The sequence below is a fragment of the Flavobacterium saliperosum genome (assembly GCF_900100625.1).
GTDB lineage: Bacteria > Bacteroidota > Bacteroidia > Flavobacteriales > Flavobacteriaceae > Flavobacterium > Flavobacterium saliperosum.
Genome location: NZ_FMTY01000003.1, coordinates 178,204 through 199,782 on the forward strand (window position 1 = coordinate 178,204; position 21,579 = coordinate 199,782).

The following is a 21,579-nucleotide window of genomic DNA, read 5'->3' on the forward strand; positions in this document are numbered from 1 at the left end:
ATTGGAAAATATACTCTTATCGGTAATTACCATTAATTATAACGATGCCAAAGGGCTGAAAAAAACCATGGACAGTGTGGTGAACCAAACCTGGAAAGGATTTGAATACCTTGTTATTGATGGTGGTTCTGCCGACGAAAGTCCGGCACTTATGGAAGCTTATAAACAGAATATTACTTATTCGGTAAGTGAAAAAGACAGCGGTATTTATAATGCCATGAATAAAGGGATTAAAGCCGCCAAAGGAAAATACCTGTTGTTTCTGAATTCGGGTGATTATCTGGTCAATCCTACAGTTTTTGAAAACGTGTTCAGCAATTTTACGTCTGATGCCGATTTTATCTGCGGTCATCTGTATTATGAGCAGTCCGGAAAAGCCGTTGTGAAAGAACATCCCGAACAAATGACTTTCAGTTATCTGGTTTCGAAGACCGTTTACCATCCCAGCACTTTTATAAAAAGAACGCTGTTTGAGCGCTACGGCTTGTACAATGAAAACAATAAAATCGTTTCGGATTGGGAGTTTTTTTTCAAAGCTTTGGGTTTGAACGGCGCGAGTTATCAAAAGTTGCAACACACCATTACCCATTTTGATATGAATGGCATATCTTCTGTTCATGGGGATAAGGTAAACGAAGAAAAGCTTCAGGTTTTTAAAAACTATTTGCCCTATGTTTTCAATAATGAAAACGATCGCTATATTTTTGATAAGTTCAGGGAAACGAACAAACGGTTTCGATTGCTCCGTGAGATAGACGAGCATCCGTTTTTCAGAAAAATCACTACCTTTCAACTTTCAGCAACTGCAATGCTGATGAAACTATTTGAAAAGAGAAAATAATACAAGCTATGAAAGTTGCATTTATAACAGGAGTAACAGGACAGGACGGTGCCTATTTAAGCGAGTTTTTATTAAGAAAAGGATATATTGTTCACGGTTTAAAAAGACGTTCGTCGCAATTCAATACCGACCGAATAGACCATTTGTACCAGGATCCTCATATAGAAAACCGTAATTTCTTTTTGCATTACGGAGACATGACCGACAGTACCAACCTGATTCGTCTGATTAAAGAAATTCAGCCTGATGAGATTTACAATCTGGCCGCTATGAGCCATGTACATGTGTCTTTTGAAGTGCCTGAGTATACCGCTAATGCGGACGCTTTGGGGACACTTCGTGTTTTGGAAGCGGTTCGCTTTTTGGGTTTGGAAAATAAAACCCGTGTTTATCAGGCTTCCACTTCCGAATTATACGGAAAGGTTCAGGAAGTGCCACAAACTGAAACGACTCCGTTTTATCCGCGTTCTCCTTATGCCGTTGCTAAGATGTATGCCTATTGGATAACCGTGAACTACAGGGAAGCTTACGGCGTGTATGCCTGTAACGGTATCTTGTTCAATCACGAATCGCCCATTAGAGGGGAAACATTTGTAACCCGAAAAATAACCCGTGCCGCATCCCGTATCGCTTTAGGCTTACAGGATAAAGTGTATTTAGGCAATCTGGACGCGCAACGCGATTGGGGCCATGCAAAAGACTACGTACGGATGATGTGGATGATTTTACAGGCCGAACAACCGGAAGACTGGGTAATTGCCACCGGAAAAACAACACCTGTTCGTGAATTTGTGAAGATGGCGTTTGCCGAAGTTGGTATAACATTGGAGTTTAAAGGTTCCGGTGCGGACGAGAAAGGTTATGTTGTTACCTGTACCGACGACCGTTTTCAACTGGCTTCGGGAACCGAAGTGGTAGCTGTTGATCCGAAGTATTTCCGCCCTACCGAAGTGGATTTGTTAATAGGCGATGCAAGCAAAGCCAAAAACAAGCTGGGTTGGGTTCCGGAATATGATTTACAGGATTTGGTTACTGACATGATGCAAAGCGACATTAGACTGATGCAAAAAGAAGTGTATCTGAAAGAAGGCGGTTTTGAAACCAAGAATTATTTTGAATAATGGATAAGCATTCCAAAATATATGTAGCAGGACATCGCGGACTGGTAGGCAGTGCCATAAAGAAAAATCTGGAAGGCAGAGGATTTACCAATATTGTGGTGCGCACGCATGCCGAACTCGATTTGACCGATGCCAAAGCAACCGCCGCTTTTTTCGCTGAAGAGCAGCCGGAGTATGTATTTTTGGCTGCGGCCAAAGTAGGCGGTATCGTGGCGAATAACACCTACCGTGCCGATTTCATTTATGAAAACCTGATGATTCAAAACAATGTGATTCATCAGAGTTATGTGCATGGGGTGAAAAAACTGCTGTTTTTGGGCAGTACCTGTATTTACCCGAAAAACGCCCCACAACCTTTAAAAGAAGACTACCTGCTAACAGGAACATTGGAATATACCAATGAGCCTTATGCCATTGCCAAAATAGCGGGAATCAAAACCTGCGAGAGTTATAACCTGCAATATGGGACTAATTTCATGTCGGTGATGCCCACTAATTTATACGGTCCCAATGATAATTTTGATTTGGAAAAATCCCATGTGCTTCCGGCATTAATCCGAAAAATCCATTTGGGAAAAGCGTTGGAAAATAACGATTGGCAAACGATTCAGTCGGATTTGAATCATCTGCCGATAAAAGGGATTGACGGGCAGGCTTCGCAAGAGGCTGTTTTAGAGGTGTTGCGTTCTTTTGGTGTTTCCAAAAGCAATGGTGCTGTTGCCGTGGAAATCTGGGGTTCCGGTAAACCCATGCGGGAATTTTTATGGTCGGAAGATATGGCCGATGCCTGTGTATTTCTGATGGAAAACCGTGATTTTTCCGATTGTATTACTTCGCAAGAAGAAATCCGGAATACGCACATTAACATTGGTACCGGAAGTGATATTTCCATTGCGGATTTAACGCAACTTATCAAGGCAACTGTTGGATTTAAAGGGGATTTTGTTTTTAACTCGGCAAAACCCGACGGTACATTACGTAAACTTACCGATGTAAGTAAACTAAATGCTTTGGGATGGAAACATAAAGTTGCTATTGAAGAAGGAGTTAAAAATATATATGATTGGTATTTAACAAAACGGAATGCATGAAAAAAATAATAAAAAAAGTTGTCAATCAATTGCCGTATGTAAGAGGGTTATATATTCAAAACGAGAGATATAAAAACAATGCTTGTTTTCCTCCGGGTCATTTTTATTCAACAATTGTTGATGTTAAAGAAATAAAACGTAATGAAGATAAGATTTGGGAAGAACTTTCCAATGATGGGTTGAATGATATTGAATTAAACACTCAAAATCAAATTAAATTATTGGAGGACATTTCAAAATATTATTCTGAAATTCCTTTTGAAGAGGAAAATAAGGAAAATATACGATACAAATTCAAAAACGGGATGTATTCCTATACTGATGGTATTGTACTTTATTCGATGATTAGACATGTGAAACCCAAAAGAATTATTGAAATCGGATCGGGGCATTCCTCTGCGCTTATGTTGGATGTTAATAATTTGTTTTTTGATAATTCAATTGAGTTAACTTTTATTGAACCTTTTCCCAGACGTTTACATTCGTTAATTACCGATACAGACAGAAAGACTGCTAAAGTCATTGAAAGAATAGTACAAGATGTTGATTTGTCTATATTTAGTACGCTTGAAAAAGGAGACATATTGTTTATAGACAGTACACATGTTTCTAAGTGTGGCAGCGATTTGAATTTTATTATGTTTAAAATCCTACCCTTGTTGAAGGAAGGTGTTTTTATTCATTTTCACGATATATTTTATCCTTTTGAATATCCTAAAGAATGGGTATATAAAGGATATAACTGGAATGAAAATTATATTTTAAGAGCTTTTCTAATGAATAACGACAGGTATCAGATACAATTGTTTTCACATTATATGCATTTACATCATAAAGAGGCTTTCAGTGCTATGCCTCTTGCCTACCTAAATTTTGGAGGAAATTTATGGCTTAAAAAAGAGTAAGTTTATGCTAAAAAAAACAGTCTCTAAAATTTTACTACGGCTTGTACCTCAATTAGCCCCCATAATAAAGGGGAAAGTGGCTTTGCATTGGATTGAGAATATCGAACAGGATGTGGAAAGAGGCAATTTAACAAAATTGCATCCGCCTTACACAATACTGCATTCTAAAATTGGGAAGGGAACCTATATTTCGGCAAATTCAAAAATGGCAAATACCACCATCGGTAAATTTTGCTCAATTGGTCCCAATTTAGTTTGCGGTTGGGGCATTCATCCTACAAACGGCATTTCCACCAGTCCTTATTTTTACAGTATAGCAAAACAAAACGGGAGCACTATCGCCACAAAAAATTTAACTGAAGAACGAAAACCTATCGTTATTGGCAATGATGTGTTTATTGGAGCCAATGTAACTATATTAGATGGAGTTACTATAGGAGATGGCGCTGTTATAGGTGCCGGAGCAGTGGTTTCCAAAAATATTCCGGATTATGCTATCGCAGTTGGTTGTCCGATTCAGGTTAAGAAGTATCGTTTTACCAAAGAACAGATTGTAAAATTAAAAGATATGGCCTGGTGGGATTTTGACGATGAAAAGTTAAAAGAAATCAATACTTTGTTTTTTGATGTTGACACTTTTATTAGTCGAAACCAATAAATCATGATGAAAAAGAAAATACTCATTGTAGGCCCTATTGGTGATTTTGGAGGTCGTGACGTCGAGGTAAATATCATTGCCCGTGCCCTGGAAACAGCGTACGACACCACGATATTATCAACGATACCTATGACTGCGGCTTCTTTTTCCCTGCAAGAGTTAACAAACACCAAATGGAAATCGGTTCCCGAATCACTGTTTAAGAATAACAGGTTAATCCGATTTCTAAGCCGTATTTCCAAAAAAAGGAATAAGGGGAATAAGGGGAATAAGGAGGTTTATGACTATGTGAGTAATTCGTTAAGTAAAAAACTAATGAATCTGGATGCTCTTTCTTGGGAGATTATCCGAAACGAGCTTGCACAAACCCATTTGGTTGTATTGCCAGTACAGCTTACAACGAAGTTTTTGCCAGAAATTGTCAATTATTGTCATGAAGCTAAAATTCCATGTTTGTTGCGAACTACGGGCACCATTCGTGAAGTGTCTTCAAAAGATTTTGATTTTCTTAAAAAAGTTACGCTGTTTTTGCATCATTCGGAAGCCAATGCGGCCAATTTGAACCGACAATTGGCATTGCCCTACACTATTATTGATCAATGCGCCCTAACTGAAACCGGTTTGTTGGCGTTGGATACGGTTAAAAAGAAACCGCTTCGTTTTGGGTATCTCGGAAGGTTAAGTGAAGAAAAAGGCATACTGCCAGTAGCGCGGTTTTTTGCCCAAACGGAGTATCCTTTTTTTATGGCAGGAGATGGTTCTCAAAAAGAAGCCTTATTGCAGATTATAAAAAATAAAACCAACTGTATTTATGCGGGATTGTTGAGTAATGCAGCCATCACCGACTTTTTCCGTCAGATAGATGTTTTGGTTATTCCTTCATTTGAAGAGTCCGGTCCTTTGGTTGGATTGGAAGCCATGGCCGCCGGAAAAATCATTATTTCCACAAAAGTGGGTGCTATGCCGGAACGGTTGGAGGGAATAAAATCTTTTTGGTTTGAAATTGAAAACGTATCTTCGCTGCAAACTGTGTTAGCCGAAATTGAAAATAGCACGGACTCCGAGCTTAGTAATTATGCAGAGGAAGTAAGGAAAAAATACATCGAAAAATACAGTTTTGATGCAGTTGCCCTGCAGTACAAAGAAACAGTCCAACAATTTTTGCCCTGAAATGAGAATAGGATTTAATCCGCAAAAAGACAAACAACTTGCACCCAGTGAATTTTTTCACCAGGTTGTGATTCCTGTTTATATACCTCATCAGGAGGGATACTTTAAAGACAGTTTTACAATTTTAAAGTATTGTTTGGAATCCCTGTTTAAAACCTGTCACGATAAAACGTATGTAACGGTTGTCAATAACGGAAGTTGTAAAGAAGTTGTGGATTATCTGAATGCACTTTATTATCAGAAAAAAATTCACGAATTGGTCCATACCACTAATATCGGTAAACTTAATGCTGTTTTAAAAGGATTATCGGGGCAAAATTTCCCGTTGCTTACCATCACCGATGCCGATGTGTTGTTTCTGAATGGTTGGCAAGAGGCTACCTATAACGTTTACACTGCTTTTCCAAAAGCAGGAGTTGTTGGTCCGGTACCCAATTCCAAAATGTTACGGTATTTCTCCGGAAATATTTATTTTGATCAGCTATTTTCAAAATCACTTCAATTTTCCAAGGTTATTAATCCCAAAGCTATGAAAGAATTTGCCATAAGTGTCGGGACACCTGAATTGTTTAATTCCTCACATTTAGATAAATATCTAACACTTAGTTCAAATACTGTAAAAGTGGTAGTAGGGTCTGGTCATTTTGTTGCAACCTATAACAGGAGAATTTTTGACAGGAATATTGAAAATCATTCAATTTTTAAAATGGGAAGTGAATTGTCAAAATTTTTAGACATTAAAGCTTTAAAACTGGATTTATGGCGATTGTCAACAGAGGAAAACTTTGCCTTTCATATGGGCAACGTTAAGGAAGAATGGATGACTGCAACATTACAGGGATTGCATGATAACAAAGAAAGTGTTTCCGCTCCGCAATTAAAACCGATTACGAATTCTAAATTAGGCACTTGGTTCAAAACCGAAGTTTTCTCAAGAATTATTTTCAGAGCACCGATTTGGCGCTTATTTTTACGTTATAAAGGATTGTCAAAAGAAGAAGCAAATACGTATTAATTATGAAAACCATTGCCATCATTCCGGCCCGTGGCGGATCGAAACGACTTCCGGGTAAAAACATCCGGCTTTTGGGAGGGATTCCATTAATAGCGCACAGTATCCGTTATGCACAGCAGTGTCCTTTTATTGATGTGGTTTATGTTTCTACGGATGATGCTGAAATAAAAGCGGTGGCTTTAGCTTACGGTGCCAAAGTTGTGGATCGTCCCGAAACGATTTCAGGCGATTTGGAGCCTACAGTTTCGGCTTTAAAACATGTTTTGGAAAATATGGAAGGGGTAACCGATGTTGTATTGCTTCAGGCTACCAATCCGCTTCGACCGGGTGAATTACTTAATGAAGCCTTCCGGAAATATGAAGAAGGCAATTACGACAGCTTATTTACCGTGACTCGTAACCATCAGAAGTTGGGTAAAATAATCGAGGATAAATTCGTGCCTTTTAACTATGAAATAGGGCAGCGCAGTCAGGATTTAGAACCGTTGTATTTTGAAAACGGTTTGTTGTATATCAGTAAAGCCGAATTAATTTTAAAAGATGTGATAATAAGTGAAAATGCTTGCCCAATGATTGTTAACCACCCTTTTGCGAATGTGGATATCGATACGCAGGAAGATTTTGACTATGCGGAGTACTTGTTTAAGAAAGATATAGAGAATTGAATATAGAGAATAACTGAGGTCCTTCGACAGGCTCAGGATGACAGTTAGTCCTTCGATAGGCTCAGGATGACAATCGACAGGCATGGGATGACAAAAAAATGACAGCTAATTAATATTATTATATTTATTATGAATCCATATATAGAAATTGCCGGAAGAAAAATCGGTCCGGATTATCCGCCTTTAGTGATTGCCGAAATCGGAATTAACCACGAAGGGTCGTTGCAGGTGGCCAAGGAAATGGTAGATGCAGCCAAACGTGCCGGTGTTGAGGTGGTAAAACATCAAACCCATATTGTGGAAGACGAAATGAGCGGGGCGGCCAAAAAAGTGATTCCGGGCAATGCCGATGTGTCCATTTATGAAATCATGGAGCGTTGCGCACTGAATGAAACAGAGGAACTTGAATTGAAAAACTATGTGGAAAGCAAAGGAATGATTTTCATTTCCACCCCTTTTTCCCGTGCGGCTGCCGAACGTTTGAAAAAATTTGACATTCCGGCCTATAAAATCGGTTCGGGAGAATGTAATAATTATCCGTTATTGGAACATATTGCCTCTTTCGGAAAGCCGGTTATTTTAAGCACCGGGATGAATACGATAGAAAGCATTCAAAAAGCGGTGGCTATTTTCGATAAACACAATGTTCCTGTGGCTTTACTGCATACCACAAATTTATACCCAACACCCATTCACCTGGTACGTTTCGGAGCAATGATGGAAATGCACCACGCGTTTCCGGATAAGGTTTTCGGATTGTCCGATCATACGTTAAATAACAATGCCTGTTTGGGAGCTGTGGCTTTGGGCGCTTCCATATTGGAACGTCATTTTACAGACCACATGAACCGCACCGGACCGGACATCGTTTGCAGTATGGATGAACAGGCTACTAGAGAGTTGATTGTAAACAGTGCCGAAATGGCCTTAATGCGCGGCGGAACTAAAAAGCCGGCCGATGAAGAACAAGTGACCATTGATTTTGCTTTTGCTACGGTTTGTACCATTGCCCCAATTAAAAAAGGGGATATTTTTACCAAAGAAAATATTTGGGTAAAACGTCCGGGAACCGGAAAAATTTTAGCAGAACATTTCGATAGTTTGTTGGGAAAAACGGCTACCAGAGATATTGAAAACGATGAACAATTGGTTTGGGAAGACATAAAGTAATGAAAGATTTCACAGCATTTTTATTAACAAAAGTATATCTGTCCAAGCCGATTGATGAGAAGTATATAGACAATGCATTTGAGTTGACTTTTAAGGATGTGGTTTATCATTTTCCCGATCTGACACCGGAAGAGATTAAGAACAGGATAATTTCAAATTCCAACGAATTGGCCGTTTTTTTATTTCGTCTGGGAAGCGAATTGCATCAGAATAATCAGGAAGATTTAAAACCCCAAATACATTGGTTGTTAAGAGAACTGTGTTCTTGTGAGATCTATTTCAACAATAAAATTGATGAAGGTTTTTATGTTGTTCACGGACAGGGAACCGTTATCGGAAGCAGAAATGTAATCGGCAAAGGTTTTAAAATTCACCAGGGTTGTACCATCGGACATAAAAAAACGGAGGTGGGGAAGGAAATGTAATCGGGGATAACGTAACAATGTACTGTAATTCATCGATTATCGGGGAATTGAATATTGGTGATGATGTAATAATTGGAGCCCATGTGATGGTTACGAAAGATTGCGATGCCAAGAAAATAATCATATCCACAAATATGCTTAATGAAAAGGAGTTAAGATAAATGAAAAAAATAGTATTTCTAACCGGTACCCGAGCCGATTTCGGTAAAATAAAATCGCTGATACAGATTCTTGAAAGCCATTGCGGTTTTGAGGTATTTGTGTTTGTAACCGGCATGCATCTGCAAAAGGAGTACGGTTATACTTTGTTGGAGATCGAACGTTGCGGTTTTTCCAATGTGCATACTTTTGAAAATCATACGCACGAAACCACAATGGATTTAACGCTGGCGAAAACCATCGAAGGCTTATCAGCTTATGTGAAAGAGTGTCAGCCGGACATGATCGTAATTCACGGAGACAGGGTAGAAGCATTGGCTGGTGCTATAGTAGGTTCGTTGAATAATATTTTAGTGTCCCATATCGAAGGAGGGGAGATTTCCGGGACGATTGATGAATTGATTCGTCACTCCACCAGTAAAATGAGCCATGTGCATTTCGTTTCCAACCAGCAGGCCAAAAAGCGACTCATCCAGATGGGTGAGTTGTCGGAATCGGTATTTACCATTGGTTCCCCTGATGTGGATATCATGTTTTCGGATTCGCTCCCCGATTTGGAAACGGCCAAAAAATACTATGAAATTGCTTTTGAGAACTATGCCGTGGTGATGTTTCATCCGGTAACCACCGAAGCAAAATACATGCAACAGTATGCCGATGCTTTTGTCGAAGCGCTTTTAGAAGATACTCATAATTATGTGGTGATTTTTCCCAATAACGATTTGGGAAGCAATACTATTTTAAAAGCTTATGAAAAACTGAGCGGTAATCCCCGTTTTCGTATTTTCCCTTCGTTGCGGTTTGAATATTTTTTAACCTTGCTTAAAAAAGCACAGTTTATTATAGGGAACAGCAGTGCCGGAATTCGTGAAGCACCCTATTACGGTTTACCGATTATTAATATCGGAACCCGTCAGCAAAACCGTGCGCTTCATGCCGACATTATCAATGTGAATTACGACAAAGAGAGCATCAGAAAAGCACTTGGAATTATCGATACCCATAAAGTACAGAAAACCGATGGTGATTTTGGTAAAGGAAACAGTGCGCAATTGTTTTTGCAATCGTTGGAAAAAAACGATATTTGGCAATTGAACCACCAAAAACAGTTTAGGGATTACTAATTTCATAACTTGTAAGCATGTTTTTTTACTTAAAGAAGGATTTTTTATACTTTTAAGAACTGTCATTGCACTATAATAGTAATATAAATGGATAAAAATCCGGTTATATCCTTTGTAAGTCCGGTTTACAAAGCCGAAAAGATTCTCGACAAATTGGTTGCTGAGATTGCTGCAACAATGTTGGAAATCGGTGTCTCTTTTGAGATTATTCTGGTGGATGACCGGAGTCCGGATACCAGCTGGGCGGTGATGCAACAGATTTCCGAAAGATATCCACAGGTGAAAAGTATTCGTCTGAGCCGTAATTTGGTCAGCACCCGGCTATTATGGCGGGACTGGCGCAAGCCAAAGGCGAGTGGGTGGTGGTTATGGATTGCGACTTGAAGGACCAGCCCAAAGAAGTTGTTAAGTTATATGAAAAAGCGATGGAAGGCTATGATGTGGTTTTAGCCAACCGAATGAACAGACAGGATGGCTTTTTTAAGAAACTTTCTTCCAGGATGTTCTCCGCTCTTTACAGCTATTTGACCGATACCCAATTCGATTCCTCAGCTGCCAATTTTGGCATTTATAACCGAAAGGTAATTAGGGAAGTGCTTCAGATGAATGATTATATCAAATCGTTTCCTTTATTTATCCATTGGGTGGGTTTCAACAGTACGATCGTGGCCGTGGAACATTCTCAACGCTATTCGGGTGATTCGACCTATACTTTTTCCAAATTAATAAGCCTGGCTTTTAATACCATACTTTCCTTTTCCAACAAACCACTGAAGCTTTTCGTAAAATTCGGATTGTTGATATCCCTTATTGCTGTACTGTCAGGATTTTACACTTTATACCGGTACAGTGTCGGCGAAATCAAAGTGATGGGCTATAGTTCTCTTATTGTGTCGATTTGGTTTTTATCCGGAACGATAATTACAGTTATAGGTGTGGTTGGCATCTATGTAGGGAAGCTATTCGATCAGTCCAAGAACAGACCTTCTTATATTATTGATACCATTTATGACAAAAAAAAAGCTTGTACAGACGAGTGAAGTTTATGTCTATAATGTAATCTGGAATTTATGAACGATTATTTCTGACAAATTGATACAATTTGGAAAAATCATATTGGTAAATTAAGAAATAAAAGTTCTGAAAAATAGAAATGATTTCAAATTACGGTGAATAATCTTTATTAAATAATTTCAATTAGAATTGAATAAATGTACTTTCAAACTATTTCAATTAATTCTAACAATTACCAAATATAAATTTTATATCAAATATGATTTTCAAACTATTTAGTATTGCTTAAAAAAAGCGATATTTGGCAATTCAAACATCAAAAACAGTTTAGCGATTTATAATGCTTTTTAATTCCCTACAGTATCTGATTTTTTTACCGTTGGTTTTTGCCCTTTATTGGGGAATGAACCACAGATCCCTGAAGCTCCAAAACCTATTGCTTTTGGCGGCCAGTTATTACTTTTATGCCTGTTGGGACTGGCGCTTTCTGTTTTTACTGGTGTTTTCCACAGGATTGGATTATTATACCGGATTGAAAATGAAGGATGCCCATTCTGTACGAATGAAAAAATTCTGGTTTTGGCTGAGTATCGGTATCAATGTCGGATTTCTTGGCATATTTAAATATTACAATTTCTTTGCCGAATCGTTTGCCGAGTTACTCTCCGGTTTTGGATTTCAGGCTAATTTATGGACCCTGCAGGTAATCCTTCCGGTAGGAATTTCCTTTTACACGTTTCACGGTTTGTCTTATGTGATTGACATCTATAAAAACCGCATCGAACCCGAACGCAATATTGTGGATTATTCCCTTTTTGTGAGTTATTTCCCTTTGTTGGTTGCCGGACCTATCGAAAGAGCCACGCATTTGTTGCCACAGATAAAAAAGCGCCGGAATTTTGATTATACTAAGGCAGTTGACGGATTGCGACAAATTTTATGGGGTTTGTTCAAAAAAGTGGTTATTGCTGATAATTGTGCTAATTACGCCAATGTGATTTTTGAGAACCCTGAAGCACACTCCGGAAGTACTTTGGCGTTAGGAGCCGTATTTTTTGCATTCCAGATTTACGGTGATTTTAGCGGGTATTCAGATATTGCTTTGGGTACCTCACGACTGTTTGGGATAGAATTATTGAAAAACTTTAATTATCCTTATTTTTCAAGAGATATTGCCGAGTTTTGGCGTCGTTGGCACATTTCGTTATCCACTTGGTTTAGAGATTATCTTTATATTCCATTAGGAGGAAGTCAAGGGGGAACGTTAATGAAAGTGAGAAATACATTCATCATTTTTTTAGTTAGCGGTTTTTGGCATGGCGCGAATTGGACTTTTATTGTGTGGGGACTGTTGAATGCATTGTTTATCATGCCTTCCATCATTTTAAATACTAACAGAAATAATTTAGATATTGTTGCAAAGGGAAAAAATTTTCCAACAATTAAGGAATTGATTCAAATAATCCTAACATTTGGAATTACATGTTTTGCCTGGATATTTTTCAGAGCCAAGGATTTGGATGCTGCTTTTAATTATGTCAAAGGGATTTTTTCAGATACATTTTTCAATTTACCTCATTTTGCAGGTAAGTATTATTCATTCGGTACAATGTTTTTTATTTTTTTATTAATTGTAATAGAGTGGCTTGATAGAGAAAATAATTATGGTTTGCAGAAATTTTTATCAAAAAAAACTAAAATGGCTAGATGGTTTTTTTATTTATTTTTAATTGTGTTTATATTTATATATTCTGGTCAAGAACAATCATTTATTTACTTTCAATTTTAGTTTATGAGAAAGTTTGTAATTAAGGTGCTTTTCATTTTAATATTGTCGATTATAGCAATACTATTAACTATTTTCTTATTAAATAAAATTACTTCTGAAAGAGCAAAATTTAAAATTAAAAGTAGTGTTACTGAAAATTTGATTTTAGGTCATTCACAACCAGAATGTGCATATAATGATTCACTTATATCTGGTTTTTTAAATCTTTCGAAATCAGCAGAATCTTACTTTTATAATTATATAAAGCTAAGGAAAATATTAGAGCAAAATAAAGGAGTAAAAAGGGTCTTTATCGAGTTTTCAAACAATCAGATAGAAAAAGGGATGAATAATTGGATATGGGGCGATGAACTCCTTTCAGAGCGTTATTCACGTTACGCACCCTTTATGTCGTTTAATGAGCATTTGCTAATTTGTAGTAATAATAGAATCGGATTTTTAAAAAATCAACCCATTATTTCAAAACGAAATTTTGAGTATATTATTAAAAATGATTATGATTTTACAACCAAAATTGGAGGGTATAATAGATTGTCAAGATGTAAAACAGACTCAATTTTAAAATTTTCAAACAAAGCAAACAAAGTAAAAGCTAAGTTTGAATTGTCCAGAACTAATATCGAATATTTGATTAAAATAATAGATTTGTGTGAAAAAAATAAAATAAAGGTATTTCTAATAAGAACTCCGATGCATCCAAAAAATGAAATACTTAACAACGAAATATCCTATCAAAAAATTTTAAAAGAAAAATTCAAAGATGTCGATTATCTTGACTTTATTGACTTTCCTCTTGATAATTCTGAATTTGGAGATTTAGCACATTTAAATTTTAGAGGAGCTGAAAAGTATTCACTTTTTTTTAATAATCTTATTAAGGACAGTCTGTTGTTTAAAAATGATAAACAAAAAATGATAAATTCAAAGATTGCTGAGTTTAGACAGAATTTAATAAAGTAAATTATTGTTTCTGTAAAATTTTGAAAAATAACATTTGATAACAAAACCAATAAAACAGTTTAGCGATTTATAATGCTTTTTAATTCCCTGCAATATCTGATTTTTTTACCGTTGGTATTTGCCATTTATTGGGGAATGAACCACAGATCCCTGAAGCTCCAAAACCTATTGCTTTTGGCGGCCAGTTATTACTTTTATGCCTGTTGGGACTGGCGCTTTCTGTTTTTATTGGTGTTTTCCACAGGATTGGATTATTATACCGGATTGAAAATGAAGGATGCCCCTTCTGTACGAATGAAGAAATTCTGGTTTTGGCTCAGTATCGGTATCAATGTCGGATTTCTCGGCATATTTAAATATTACAATTTCTTTGCCGAATCGTTTGCCGATTTACTATCCAATTTTGGTTTCCAGGCGAATTTCTGGACATTACAGGTTATTCTCCCCGTAGGGATTTCTTTTTATACCTTTCACGGTTTATCCTATGTAATTGATATTTATAAAAACCGTATCGAACCGGAACGCAATATTGTGGATTACTCCCTTTTTGTGAGTTACTTTCCTTTGTTGGTTGCCGGACCTATCGAAAGAGCCACGCATTTGTTGCCGCAAATTAAGAAGAAAAGAATTTTTAACAGTGATAAGGCTATTGACGGTCTGCATCAGATTATCTGGGGATTATTCAAGAAAATTGTAATTGCGGATAGTTGTGCGACTTATGCAAATCAGATTTTTGATAATTACGAGAATGCCAATTCATTAACCTTGTTGCTTGGTGCACTGTATTTTACATTCCAGATTTACGGAGATTTTAGTGGCTATTCCGATATTGCTTTGGGGACTTCCAAATTATTCGGAATCGATTTGCTTCGGAATTTTAATTATCCTTATTTTTCAAGGGATATTGCCGAATTTTGGCGAAGGTGGCATATATCACTATCCTCGTGGTTTAAGGATTATCTTTATATCCCGCTCGGAGGCAGTCAGGGAGGGACGTTGATGAAAGTACGAAATACTTTTATCATTTTTTTGGTGAGCGGTTTTTGGCATGGCGCCAATTGGACTTTTATTGTTTGGGGATTGCTTAATGCCGTTTATTTCATGCCGTTATTGTTATCGAACACAAACCGATACCATATTGATATCGTTGCAAAAGGGAAAAAATGGCCTACTGTTAAAGAATTTTTTAGTATGTCGCTGACATTTTGCCTAGCCATGTTTGCCTGGATTTTTTTCAGAGCCGAAACCGTTGCGATGGCGATTCAATATATAAAAAATATTTTTCTGTTTAACTTCAAAGGAGGGGTAGCTTATTTATCGATTGATCGTTATTCCATTGAATTGGTAGGACTGTTGGGTATATTTATTGTTTTCGAATGGGTATCCCGTGAAAAAGAGCATCCTTTTTTCGGTAGGTTTCTTTATATTCGATTAGTATTGGTACTTTTGGGATTATTATTGTTTGGTGCATTTACAAATGCTGCGGATTTTATCTATTTTCAGTTTTAATGAAAAAGTTTTTGTATTCTTTAACGATGGTTTTAGGTAGTGTTATTGTGTTATTATATGCAATGGACTACTTGTTCACTTGTGTGTATGAAACCTCTCAGCCCAGAAATAAGTTCCAATATATCCTTAAACTTAAGCCTCAAACCATTGACTATGTTTTTTTAGGGTCTTCCCGGGTTGCTAACCATATTGCTACAAAAGAAGTGGAGCAATTAACCGGGAGGAAAGCCATTAATTTGGGTATGGAAGGGGCACATTTGGAAGACAATCTGTTGCAGTTGAAGTTGTTATTGCATCAAGGGGTTAAGATAAAAAAACTTTTTTTGCAGGTAGATTATCAGTTTGAAGATGAAGGAAGGTCGCCTATTGCCCTTTCAGATGCCATGCCTTTTATCAAACATCCTGTTGTTAAAGAGCATATGCAATCCATCAATACTCCTGATTTTGAAGCCAATTATTATGTTCCTTTCTACAGGTACATGATGGCAGCTCCTAAAATAGGGTTTCGCGAATTTTTCTTTGCATCGATAAATAAGCAACCTAAAATAGATCCCGGCGAGGGGTTTACGCCGAAAACAGGGAACCATTCTTTCGGGAAATATGCGCTGCCCTCATCCATTTCCGAAACCAATGCCGCATTGGAAGGCATTAAAAAAATCTGTAAAGACCATCAAATCGAGGTAGTTTTCTTTTGTGCTCCTTTCTGTTCGGTAACTGAAAATAAAGAGTATATTCGGGAATTAAAAACAAAATTGCCGGAATTAAAAGATTATTCGGCGGGCTATGAAGATGAATTATTTTACGATTGTGCACATTTAAACGAAAAAGGAGCGCTTTTCTTTACAAGACAATTGGTTACAAATGAATTACTAAATGAGGAACAATAAAATTTTACTTTTATTCCCAGACGGTGTAGGAATCCGGAATTATCTCTATTCGGATGTTTTTAAAAATACCGAAGCGGAATTGATGCTGTTTCACAATTTTGATGATGAAACAGCAGCCGATGTAAAAAACCTAACCGGGCTTTCTCAGGCATTTAAAATTCCGAAATATAAAGAAACGCTTAAAGAAAAATTTTTAAGGGAGTTGATTTGTTTGTCGCGTTTGTACAGCAATTCCAAAAAAACAGGAAATCCATCCATCCTCGCCAATTGGAACAGGAAGCATAAAAGTTTTTCTAAAAAAGTTGTTTACAAGGCGATTGAAATTATCGCTCCTTTTATAAAAAAATACACTACTATTCTGTCTTTAGAGTCGGTTTATCAAAAAGCCATACGCGCAACCCACTTTTATAATGAGGTAAGAAGCATACTCGAAAACGTACAGCCGGACATGTTGTTCTGCTCCCATCAAAGAGGGTTGCAATGTGCTACGATTTTTGCTGCAGCATCTGATTTGGGTATTGCAACTTCCACGGTGATTTATTCCTGGGACAATCTTCCGAAAGCCCGAATGGCATTGCGCGCCGATAGCTATCTGGTTTGGTCTGATTATATGAAACAGGAAATGGCATTGTATTATCCTGAAATCAATCAAGCGCAGGTTTATGTTACCGGAACCCCCCAATTTGAATGTTATGAATCAAATCATTTGATTATTCCAAAAGACATTTTTTATGATAAATACGGATTGGATCCTAATAAAAAAATAATTTGCTACTCCGGTGATGATATTAAGACATCTCCCGATGATCCGCAATACCTTGATGATATCGCCGAAGCATTGATTAAAGCAGGATTGGAAAACGAGTATCAGATTCTTTTACGACGTTGTCCGGTTGATTTGTCGGGTCGATTTGGCGCTGTCGTAAAAAAACACCATGGGTTAATAAAAGAAGCCCCACCGCTCTGGCTTTTTAAGAATTCGACAGAATGGAGTATGGTGTATCCGTCACGTGACGACGTTTCACTTTTGGTAAGTACCGCCTACTATTCTGAAGTTGTTGTTAATGTGGGTTCCACTATGGCTTTTGATTTTGCCATGTTCAATAAACCGTGTGTTTTTATCAATTATGATCAGGAACACAAAAAAACAAGGAATTGGTCTGTAAAAACAATTTATCAGTACCAGCATTTCAGAAGTATGCCTGATAAAGAAGCAGTGATTTGGCTCAATCATCCTAATGAGATTGTTGCTAAACTCGTTCAGCCGTTCAACCGTAACGCGATGAAGCAGTGGGAAGCGGTTATTCTTGCCGACTATCAAAACGCATCGGCTGCCATCCGAAAACAATTGAAATTAAACTAACCGTTATGCACATCTGCTTTATTACTCACGAATATCCCAAATCCGGCTTTCCGCATGGCGGATTGGGCAGTTTTGTCAAGACTATCGGGGAAGCTTTGGTAACAAAAGGTATTCGGGTTAGTGTTGTAGGGATGAATTACACTTCCTGTTATGAGGAAACAACAGCATCAGGTGTTAGCGTTTACCGATTAAAACGAAGTACAGTCAAAGGCTTGTCGTGGTGGTTGAATTTCAAAGCGGTAACTGCTAAAATCAATGAAATTCATAAACTGCATCCTATTGATATTGTGGAAACCGCCGAATTGGGTTTGGCATTTCTCCCTAAAATAAAAGAGATTAAATACGTTATCCGTCTGCACGGAGGGCATCATTTTTTTGCCGAAGCCGAAAACAGGGGGGTCAACTGGTGGAAAGGATTTCAGGAGCGACGTTCTTTTGCCAAAGCTGATGCTTTTATAGCCGTTTCAAAGTATGTGAAAACCCATACCGAAAAGTACCTTTCCTACCGAAATAAACCTTTAGGGTATATTTTCAATCCCATAAATACCGATTTGTTTCATCCTATTGCGGTACCAACTGTTCCTTTTCAAATTGTATTTGCAGGTACTGTTTGCGAAAAAAAAGGAGTACGTCAATTATTACAGGCTTTTCCTTTGGTAAAAGAACAATTTCCCGCTGCAACTTTAGACATTTATGGCAGGGATTGGTTGTTCCCGGATGGGAGTTCTTACCGGCAAATGTTAATGGAAAAAGAGTTGCCTAAACTTGGAGACTTTGCGACTTCGGTTCATTTTCATGGTGCGATAGCCTTTGAATCTCTCCCTTCTAAATATGCACAAGCGAATGTGTGTGTGTTTCCTTCTCATATGGAAACTCTTGGTTTGGTGGCTCCGGAAGCTATGGCAATGGGGAAACCCGTGATTTTTACTGATAGAGGTCCCGGTCCTGAAATCATTACGGATACCGTTACCGGGTTGTTGTGCAATCCCTTGGATTCTCAGGATATCGCTGAAAAAATCCTTTGGGTGTTTGAACATGAAGCCTTGGCTTCGGAAATGGGTGAAAAAGCCTCTCGTGAGATAAGTTCCCGTTTTGCGGTGGATGCCGTATTAAATAAGAATATTGATTTTTTTAAATCATTGATAGGTAAAAAAATATAACTTTAGCGACAAATAACAGAATTTATGAAGACGGAAGCGGAAATTATTGAAATCAACAAAAAACAAAAAGAGTTTTACAACCATAAAAAGAAGAACTTACCCACCCGTATGTGGTCGTTTGTTAGAGAGAAAACCTTAAAGCAAATCCGCAGGGATATTGGGGTTTTGAATCAATCCTATGATTTACACAAGGAATGGTTTGGGGATCTGACTCATAAAAAAGTATTGGATCTTGGTTGTTTTTCAGGAAATAATCTGAGTCTTTATCTGGCTGAAAACAGTAAGGAGTATATTGGATTGGATTTGAGTGATCTGGCTATTGCCAAACTGAACGAGCGTTTAAAGAACATCCCGACAGCGAAAGCCATCGCTGCCGATTTCCTGTCCGAAACGGATTTTCCAGATAAGGATTTTGACGTGATTTATGCTTATGGGGTATTGCATCATTTCCAAAACCCCGATGTGTTAATCAATAAATTAAACGAAAAACTGGCTTCCGGAGGCATCATCGTTAGTTACGATCCTTTGGAAACCAGCCTGCCTATCAAAATCTTAAGAATGCTTTACCGTCCTTTCCAATCTGATAAGGATTGGGAATGGCCTTTTACCAAAAAAACCTATTACAAGTTTCACAACACGTTTAAGGTTATCGAGCGTCATGGAGTTTTAGGTCAGGCAAAATGGTATTTTTTAATCAATCTGCTGCCGCTGTCTGACGCCAAAAAACAGGAAATCGGAAAGAAATGGCATAAAAAAGACTGGGAGTTATCTGTGAATTCTGACAGTCATCTGTTTAGTTGCATGCAGTTAACCATGGTCATGCAGAAAAAATAACAATAATCGGAATGACTTTTTTAGCATTAATAGCGTCTGATTATAAAAAATATAAAAAATACGGGGGTAATTTTATTACAATCGTATTTTTTACACAGGGTTTTTGGGCATTGTTTCAATACCGTATAGCCCACGGTATTTTTTCAAGCATAACTATTCCTTTACTTAGGCAGTTATTGCTTTTCGTTTGCTTGTTATGGCAAAAAGGAATTGAAGTGACCACCGGTATTTCGATTCCTGCTTCAGCCAAAATCGGACATTCTTTTTATATAGGGCACTTTGGCGGTATTATTTTGAATTCGAATGCGGTTATAGGCAACAATTGTAATATTTCACAAGGGGTAACTATTGGGGTTTCCGGAATTGGCGAGAGGAGAGGCGTTCCGCTTATCGGTAACAATGTTTATGTTGGCGCCAACAGTGTTGTGGCCGGTAAAATAATCATAGAAGATAATGTACTCGTGGGAGCCTGTTCCTTGGTTACATCCGACATTAAGACTAACAGTGTGGTGTTGGGTGTTCCGGCAATAGTGGTTTCCGATAAAAGTTCGGAGGGTTATATATAATGAAATTATTGATTGTTTCAGGCGCACCATTAATTCCTTCTTCCGCCGGATGGAAAGCTTATGGCCCTTACGTAAAGGAAATGGAGCTTTGGGCTAAATATGCGGATGAGATGCAATTCTGTTGTCCTGTTTGGGAAACCGATAGGGGATTGCTCATTTCTGAAATTCCATTTGACACACTAAAGCCGATTCCGTTACGGGAATTTGATATTAAATCGGTTAAACAGGGAATAAAGGCTGTTTATGCGGCGCTATTGAATTTTTGGATTATCATAAAAGCAATGCGTAATGCCAATCATATTCATCTTCGCTGCCCGGGCAATATCGGATTGTTGGGCTGTCTGGTTCAGATTTTATTTCCCAATACACCCAAAACCGCTAAATATGCCGGAAACTGGGATCCCAATGCCAAACAACCGTTGAGTTATCGCATTCAGAAGTGGATTTTAAGCAACACGTTTCTGACCCGCAACATGCAGGTTTTGGTCTATGGGGAATGGGAGGGAAGTTCGAAAAATATTAAGCCTTTTTTTACGGCTTCGTATAAGGAAAGCGATAAGCACGGTGTTGTGATAAGAAAAATGCAGGAGACCATTCGTTTTCTGTTTGTAGGAACATTAACGGAAGGGAAACGTCCTTTGTATGCGGTCCAGCTCGTTGAACAATTATTACATTTAGGATATTTGGTGCATTTGGATTTGTATGGTGAAGGAAAAGAAAGGTCTGTCTTAGTCGATTATATACAAAATAACGAATTACGGGACTTTATACTTTTACACGGCAATCAACCCGCGGAAACTGTTCAGAAAGCTTATCAGGAAAGTCATTTTTTATTATTGCCCTCTAAAAGCGAAGGTTGGCCGAAAGTGGTGGCGGAAGCTATGTTTTGGGGCTGTGTACCTGTTGCCAGTTCCGTTTCCTGTGTGCCTACCATGTTGGATAAAGGGAATCGGGGTGTCGTGTTGGCGATGGTTATTAATGAAGATTGTGCTAAGCTAAAAGATTTCATAGACGATAATGAAAAGTATCAAATTGTTGCTGAAAAAGGTATGCAATGGTCACGTAAATATACTTTGGACTATTTTGAAACTGAAATAAAAGCGTTGTTGAAACGTTGATGTTTTTAATAAGCCATCGAAATAATTTAATAATA

The 21,579-nt window shown here is 37.8% G+C and carries 21 protein-coding genes and 1 pseudogene; all 22 read left to right on the forward strand.

Annotated features, from left to right (window positions below; all coding sequences use genetic code 11):
- The first annotated feature begins 1 nt into the window (after window position 1).
- The 22 genes and pseudogenes from BLQ05_RS07085 to BLQ05_RS07185 all read left to right on the forward strand — a co-directional run bounded on the left by BLQ05_RS07085 (window position 2) and on the right by BLQ05_RS07185 (window position 21,544).
- Complete coding sequence (locus BLQ05_RS07085) at window positions 2-841, forward strand: glycosyltransferase family 2 protein (RefSeq protein WP_023577231.1); 840 nt, start codon at window positions 2-4, stop codon at window positions 839-841.
- An 8-nt stretch (window positions 842-849) separates the two neighbouring features.
- A complete protein-coding gene (gene gmd, locus BLQ05_RS07090; protein WP_023577230.1) occupies window positions 850-1,962 on the forward strand; it encodes a GDP-mannose 4,6-dehydratase in 1,113 nt (370 codons plus the stop codon).
- Window positions 1,962-3,053, forward strand: coding sequence for a GDP-L-fucose synthase family protein (locus BLQ05_RS07095; RefSeq protein ID WP_051365776.1), 1,092 nt, complete (start codon window positions 1,962-1,964; stop codon window positions 3,051-3,053). Before gmd ends, BLQ05_RS07095 begins: the two co-directional genes overlap by 1 nt.
- Window positions 3,050-3,958, forward strand: coding sequence for a class I SAM-dependent methyltransferase (locus BLQ05_RS07100; RefSeq protein ID WP_035654778.1), 909 nt, complete (start codon window positions 3,050-3,052; stop codon window positions 3,956-3,958). Before BLQ05_RS07095 ends, BLQ05_RS07100 begins: the two co-directional genes overlap by 4 nt.
- A gap of 4 nt (window positions 3,959-3,962) precedes the next feature.
- Window positions 3,963-4,616, forward strand: coding sequence for a CatB-related O-acetyltransferase (locus BLQ05_RS07105; protein WP_035654776.1), 654 nt, complete (start codon window positions 3,963-3,965; stop codon window positions 4,614-4,616).
- A 3-nt stretch (window positions 4,617-4,619) separates the two neighbouring features.
- Window positions 4,620-5,786, forward strand: a complete 1,167-nt coding sequence (locus BLQ05_RS07110) for a glycosyltransferase family 4 protein (RefSeq protein ID WP_035654774.1) — start codon at window positions 4,620-4,622, stop codon at window positions 5,784-5,786.
- Between the two features lies 1 nt (window position 5,787).
- Window positions 5,788-6,801 (forward strand): glycosyltransferase family A protein, encoded by a 1,014-nt coding sequence (locus BLQ05_RS07115; RefSeq protein WP_023577225.1) that lies wholly within the window; start codon window positions 5,788-5,790, stop codon window positions 6,799-6,801.
- A 2-nt stretch (window positions 6,802-6,803) separates the two neighbouring features.
- Window positions 6,804-7,466 (forward strand): acylneuraminate cytidylyltransferase family protein, encoded by a 663-nt coding sequence (locus tag BLQ05_RS07120; RefSeq protein WP_023577224.1) that lies wholly within the window; start codon window positions 6,804-6,806, stop codon window positions 7,464-7,466.
- A 129-nt stretch (window positions 7,467-7,595) separates the two neighbouring features.
- Window positions 7,596-8,636 (forward strand): N-acetylneuraminate synthase, encoded by a 1,041-nt coding sequence (neuB, locus tag BLQ05_RS07125; RefSeq protein ID WP_023577223.1) that lies wholly within the window; start codon window positions 7,596-7,598, stop codon window positions 8,634-8,636.
- Window positions 8,636-9,061, forward strand: a complete 426-nt coding sequence (locus BLQ05_RS07130; protein WP_035654771.1) for an LbetaH domain-containing protein — start codon at window positions 8,636-8,638, stop codon at window positions 9,059-9,061. The genes neuB and BLQ05_RS07130 overlap by 1 nt, the downstream gene beginning before the upstream one ends.
- Before the next feature lie 17 nt (window positions 9,062-9,078).
- Window positions 9,079-9,222 (forward strand): LbetaH domain-containing protein, encoded by a 144-nt coding sequence (locus BLQ05_RS13655; RefSeq protein ID WP_081711863.1) that lies wholly within the window; start codon window positions 9,079-9,081, stop codon window positions 9,220-9,222.
- Window positions 9,223-10,344: a UDP-N-acetylglucosamine 2-epimerase gene (gene neuC, locus BLQ05_RS07135; RefSeq protein ID WP_023577221.1), complete on the forward strand. Its 1,122-nt coding sequence runs from the start codon at window positions 9,223-9,225 to the stop codon at window positions 10,342-10,344.
- Between the two features lie 87 nt (window positions 10,345-10,431).
- A pseudogene (locus BLQ05_RS07140) lies at window positions 10,432-11,384 on the forward strand (glycosyltransferase family 2 protein).
- 314 nt (window positions 11,385-11,698) lie between these two features.
- Window positions 11,699-13,147 carry an MBOAT family O-acyltransferase gene (locus BLQ05_RS07145; RefSeq protein ID WP_023577219.1) on the forward strand — a complete coding sequence of 483 codons (1,449 nt, stop codon included), beginning with the start codon at window positions 11,699-11,701 and terminating at the stop codon, window positions 13,145-13,147.
- A gap of 3 nt (window positions 13,148-13,150) precedes the next feature.
- Window positions 13,151-14,107, forward strand: a complete 957-nt coding sequence (locus BLQ05_RS07150; protein WP_023577218.1) for a hypothetical protein — start codon at window positions 13,151-13,153, stop codon at window positions 14,105-14,107.
- A 72-nt stretch (window positions 14,108-14,179) separates the two neighbouring features.
- Window positions 14,180-15,616 carry an MBOAT family O-acyltransferase gene (locus tag BLQ05_RS07155; RefSeq protein ID WP_023577217.1) on the forward strand — a complete coding sequence of 479 codons (1,437 nt, stop codon included), beginning with the start codon at window positions 14,180-14,182 and terminating at the stop codon, window positions 15,614-15,616.
- Complete coding sequence (locus tag BLQ05_RS07160) at window positions 15,616-16,503, forward strand: hypothetical protein (protein ID WP_035654769.1); 888 nt, start codon at window positions 15,616-15,618, stop codon at window positions 16,501-16,503. The genes BLQ05_RS07155 and BLQ05_RS07160 overlap by 1 nt, the downstream gene beginning before the upstream one ends.
- Window positions 16,490-17,866, forward strand: coding sequence for a glycosyltransferase family protein (locus BLQ05_RS07165; protein ID WP_023577216.1), 1,377 nt, complete (start codon window positions 16,490-16,492; stop codon window positions 17,864-17,866). Before BLQ05_RS07160 ends, BLQ05_RS07165 begins: the two co-directional genes overlap by 14 nt.
- A 5-nt stretch (window positions 17,867-17,871) precedes the next feature.
- On the forward strand, window positions 17,872-19,026 hold the full coding sequence (locus tag BLQ05_RS07170) for a glycosyltransferase family 4 protein (protein ID WP_023577215.1): 1,155 nt from the start codon (window positions 17,872-17,874) through the stop codon (window positions 19,024-19,026).
- Between the two features lie 24 nt (window positions 19,027-19,050).
- Complete coding sequence (locus BLQ05_RS07175; RefSeq protein WP_023577214.1) at window positions 19,051-19,860, forward strand: class I SAM-dependent methyltransferase; 810 nt, start codon at window positions 19,051-19,053, stop codon at window positions 19,858-19,860.
- An 11-nt stretch (window positions 19,861-19,871) separates the two neighbouring features.
- Window positions 19,872-20,426: a serine O-acetyltransferase gene (locus BLQ05_RS07180; protein WP_023577213.1), complete on the forward strand. Its 555-nt coding sequence runs from the start codon at window positions 19,872-19,874 to the stop codon at window positions 20,424-20,426.
- On the forward strand, window positions 20,426-21,544 hold the full coding sequence (locus BLQ05_RS07185) for a glycosyltransferase family 4 protein (RefSeq protein WP_035654765.1): 1,119 nt from the start codon (window positions 20,426-20,428) through the stop codon (window positions 21,542-21,544). Before BLQ05_RS07180 ends, BLQ05_RS07185 begins: the two co-directional genes overlap by 1 nt.
- Window positions 21,545-21,579: the final 35 nt, after the last annotated feature.

Excerpts from the sequence above, each read along its gene's own strand:
- BLQ05_RS07145 (WP_023577219.1), top strand. The coding sequence starts at position 11,699 with ATGCTTTTTAATTCCCTACAGTATCTGATTTTTTTACCGTTGGTTTTT.
- BLQ05_RS07130 (WP_035654771.1), top strand. The coding sequence starts at position 8,636 with ATGAAAGATTTCACAGCATTTTTATTAACAAAAGTATATCTGTCCAAG.
- neuC (WP_023577221.1), top strand. The coding sequence starts at position 9,223 with ATGAAAAAAATAGTATTTCTAACCGGTACCCGAGCCGATTTCGGTAAA.
- BLQ05_RS13655 (WP_081711863.1), top strand. The coding sequence starts at position 9,079 with ATGTACTGTAATTCATCGATTATCGGGGAATTGAATATTGGTGATGAT.
- BLQ05_RS07165 (WP_023577216.1), top strand. The coding sequence starts at position 16,490 with ATGAGGAACAATAAAATTTTACTTTTATTCCCAGACGGTGTAGGAATC.
- BLQ05_RS07150 (WP_023577218.1), top strand. The coding sequence starts at position 13,151 with ATGAGAAAGTTTGTAATTAAGGTGCTTTTCATTTTAATATTGTCGATT.
- gmd (WP_023577230.1), top strand. The coding sequence starts at position 850 with ATGAAAGTTGCATTTATAACAGGAGTAACAGGACAGGACGGTGCCTAT.
- BLQ05_RS07120 (WP_023577224.1), top strand. The coding sequence starts at position 6,804 with ATGAAAACCATTGCCATCATTCCGGCCCGTGGCGGATCGAAACGACTT.
- BLQ05_RS07175 (WP_023577214.1), top strand. The coding sequence starts at position 19,051 with ATGAAGACGGAAGCGGAAATTATTGAAATCAACAAAAAACAAAAAGAG.
- BLQ05_RS07115 (WP_023577225.1), top strand. The coding sequence starts at position 5,788 with ATGAGAATAGGATTTAATCCGCAAAAAGACAAACAACTTGCACCCAGT.
- BLQ05_RS07160 (WP_035654769.1), top strand. The coding sequence starts at position 15,616 with ATGAAAAAGTTTTTGTATTCTTTAACGATGGTTTTAGGTAGTGTTATT.
- BLQ05_RS07185 (WP_035654765.1), top strand. The coding sequence starts at position 20,426 with ATGAAATTATTGATTGTTTCAGGCGCACCATTAATTCCTTCTTCCGCC.
- BLQ05_RS07155 (WP_023577217.1), top strand. The coding sequence starts at position 14,180 with ATGCTTTTTAATTCCCTGCAATATCTGATTTTTTTACCGTTGGTATTT.
- BLQ05_RS07095 (WP_051365776.1), top strand. The coding sequence starts at position 1,962 with ATGGATAAGCATTCCAAAATATATGTAGCAGGACATCGCGGACTGGTA.
- BLQ05_RS07180 (WP_023577213.1), top strand. The coding sequence starts at position 19,872 with ATGACTTTTTTAGCATTAATAGCGTCTGATTATAAAAAATATAAAAAA.
- BLQ05_RS07105 (WP_035654776.1), top strand. The coding sequence starts at position 3,963 with ATGCTAAAAAAAACAGTCTCTAAAATTTTACTACGGCTTGTACCTCAA.
- BLQ05_RS07100 (WP_035654778.1), top strand. The coding sequence starts at position 3,050 with ATGAAAAAAATAATAAAAAAAGTTGTCAATCAATTGCCGTATGTAAGA.
- BLQ05_RS07170 (WP_023577215.1), top strand. The coding sequence starts at position 17,872 with ATGCACATCTGCTTTATTACTCACGAATATCCCAAATCCGGCTTTCCG.
- neuB (WP_023577223.1), top strand. The coding sequence starts at position 7,596 with ATGAATCCATATATAGAAATTGCCGGAAGAAAAATCGGTCCGGATTAT.
- BLQ05_RS07110 (WP_035654774.1), top strand. The coding sequence starts at position 4,620 with ATGATGAAAAAGAAAATACTCATTGTAGGCCCTATTGGTGATTTTGGA.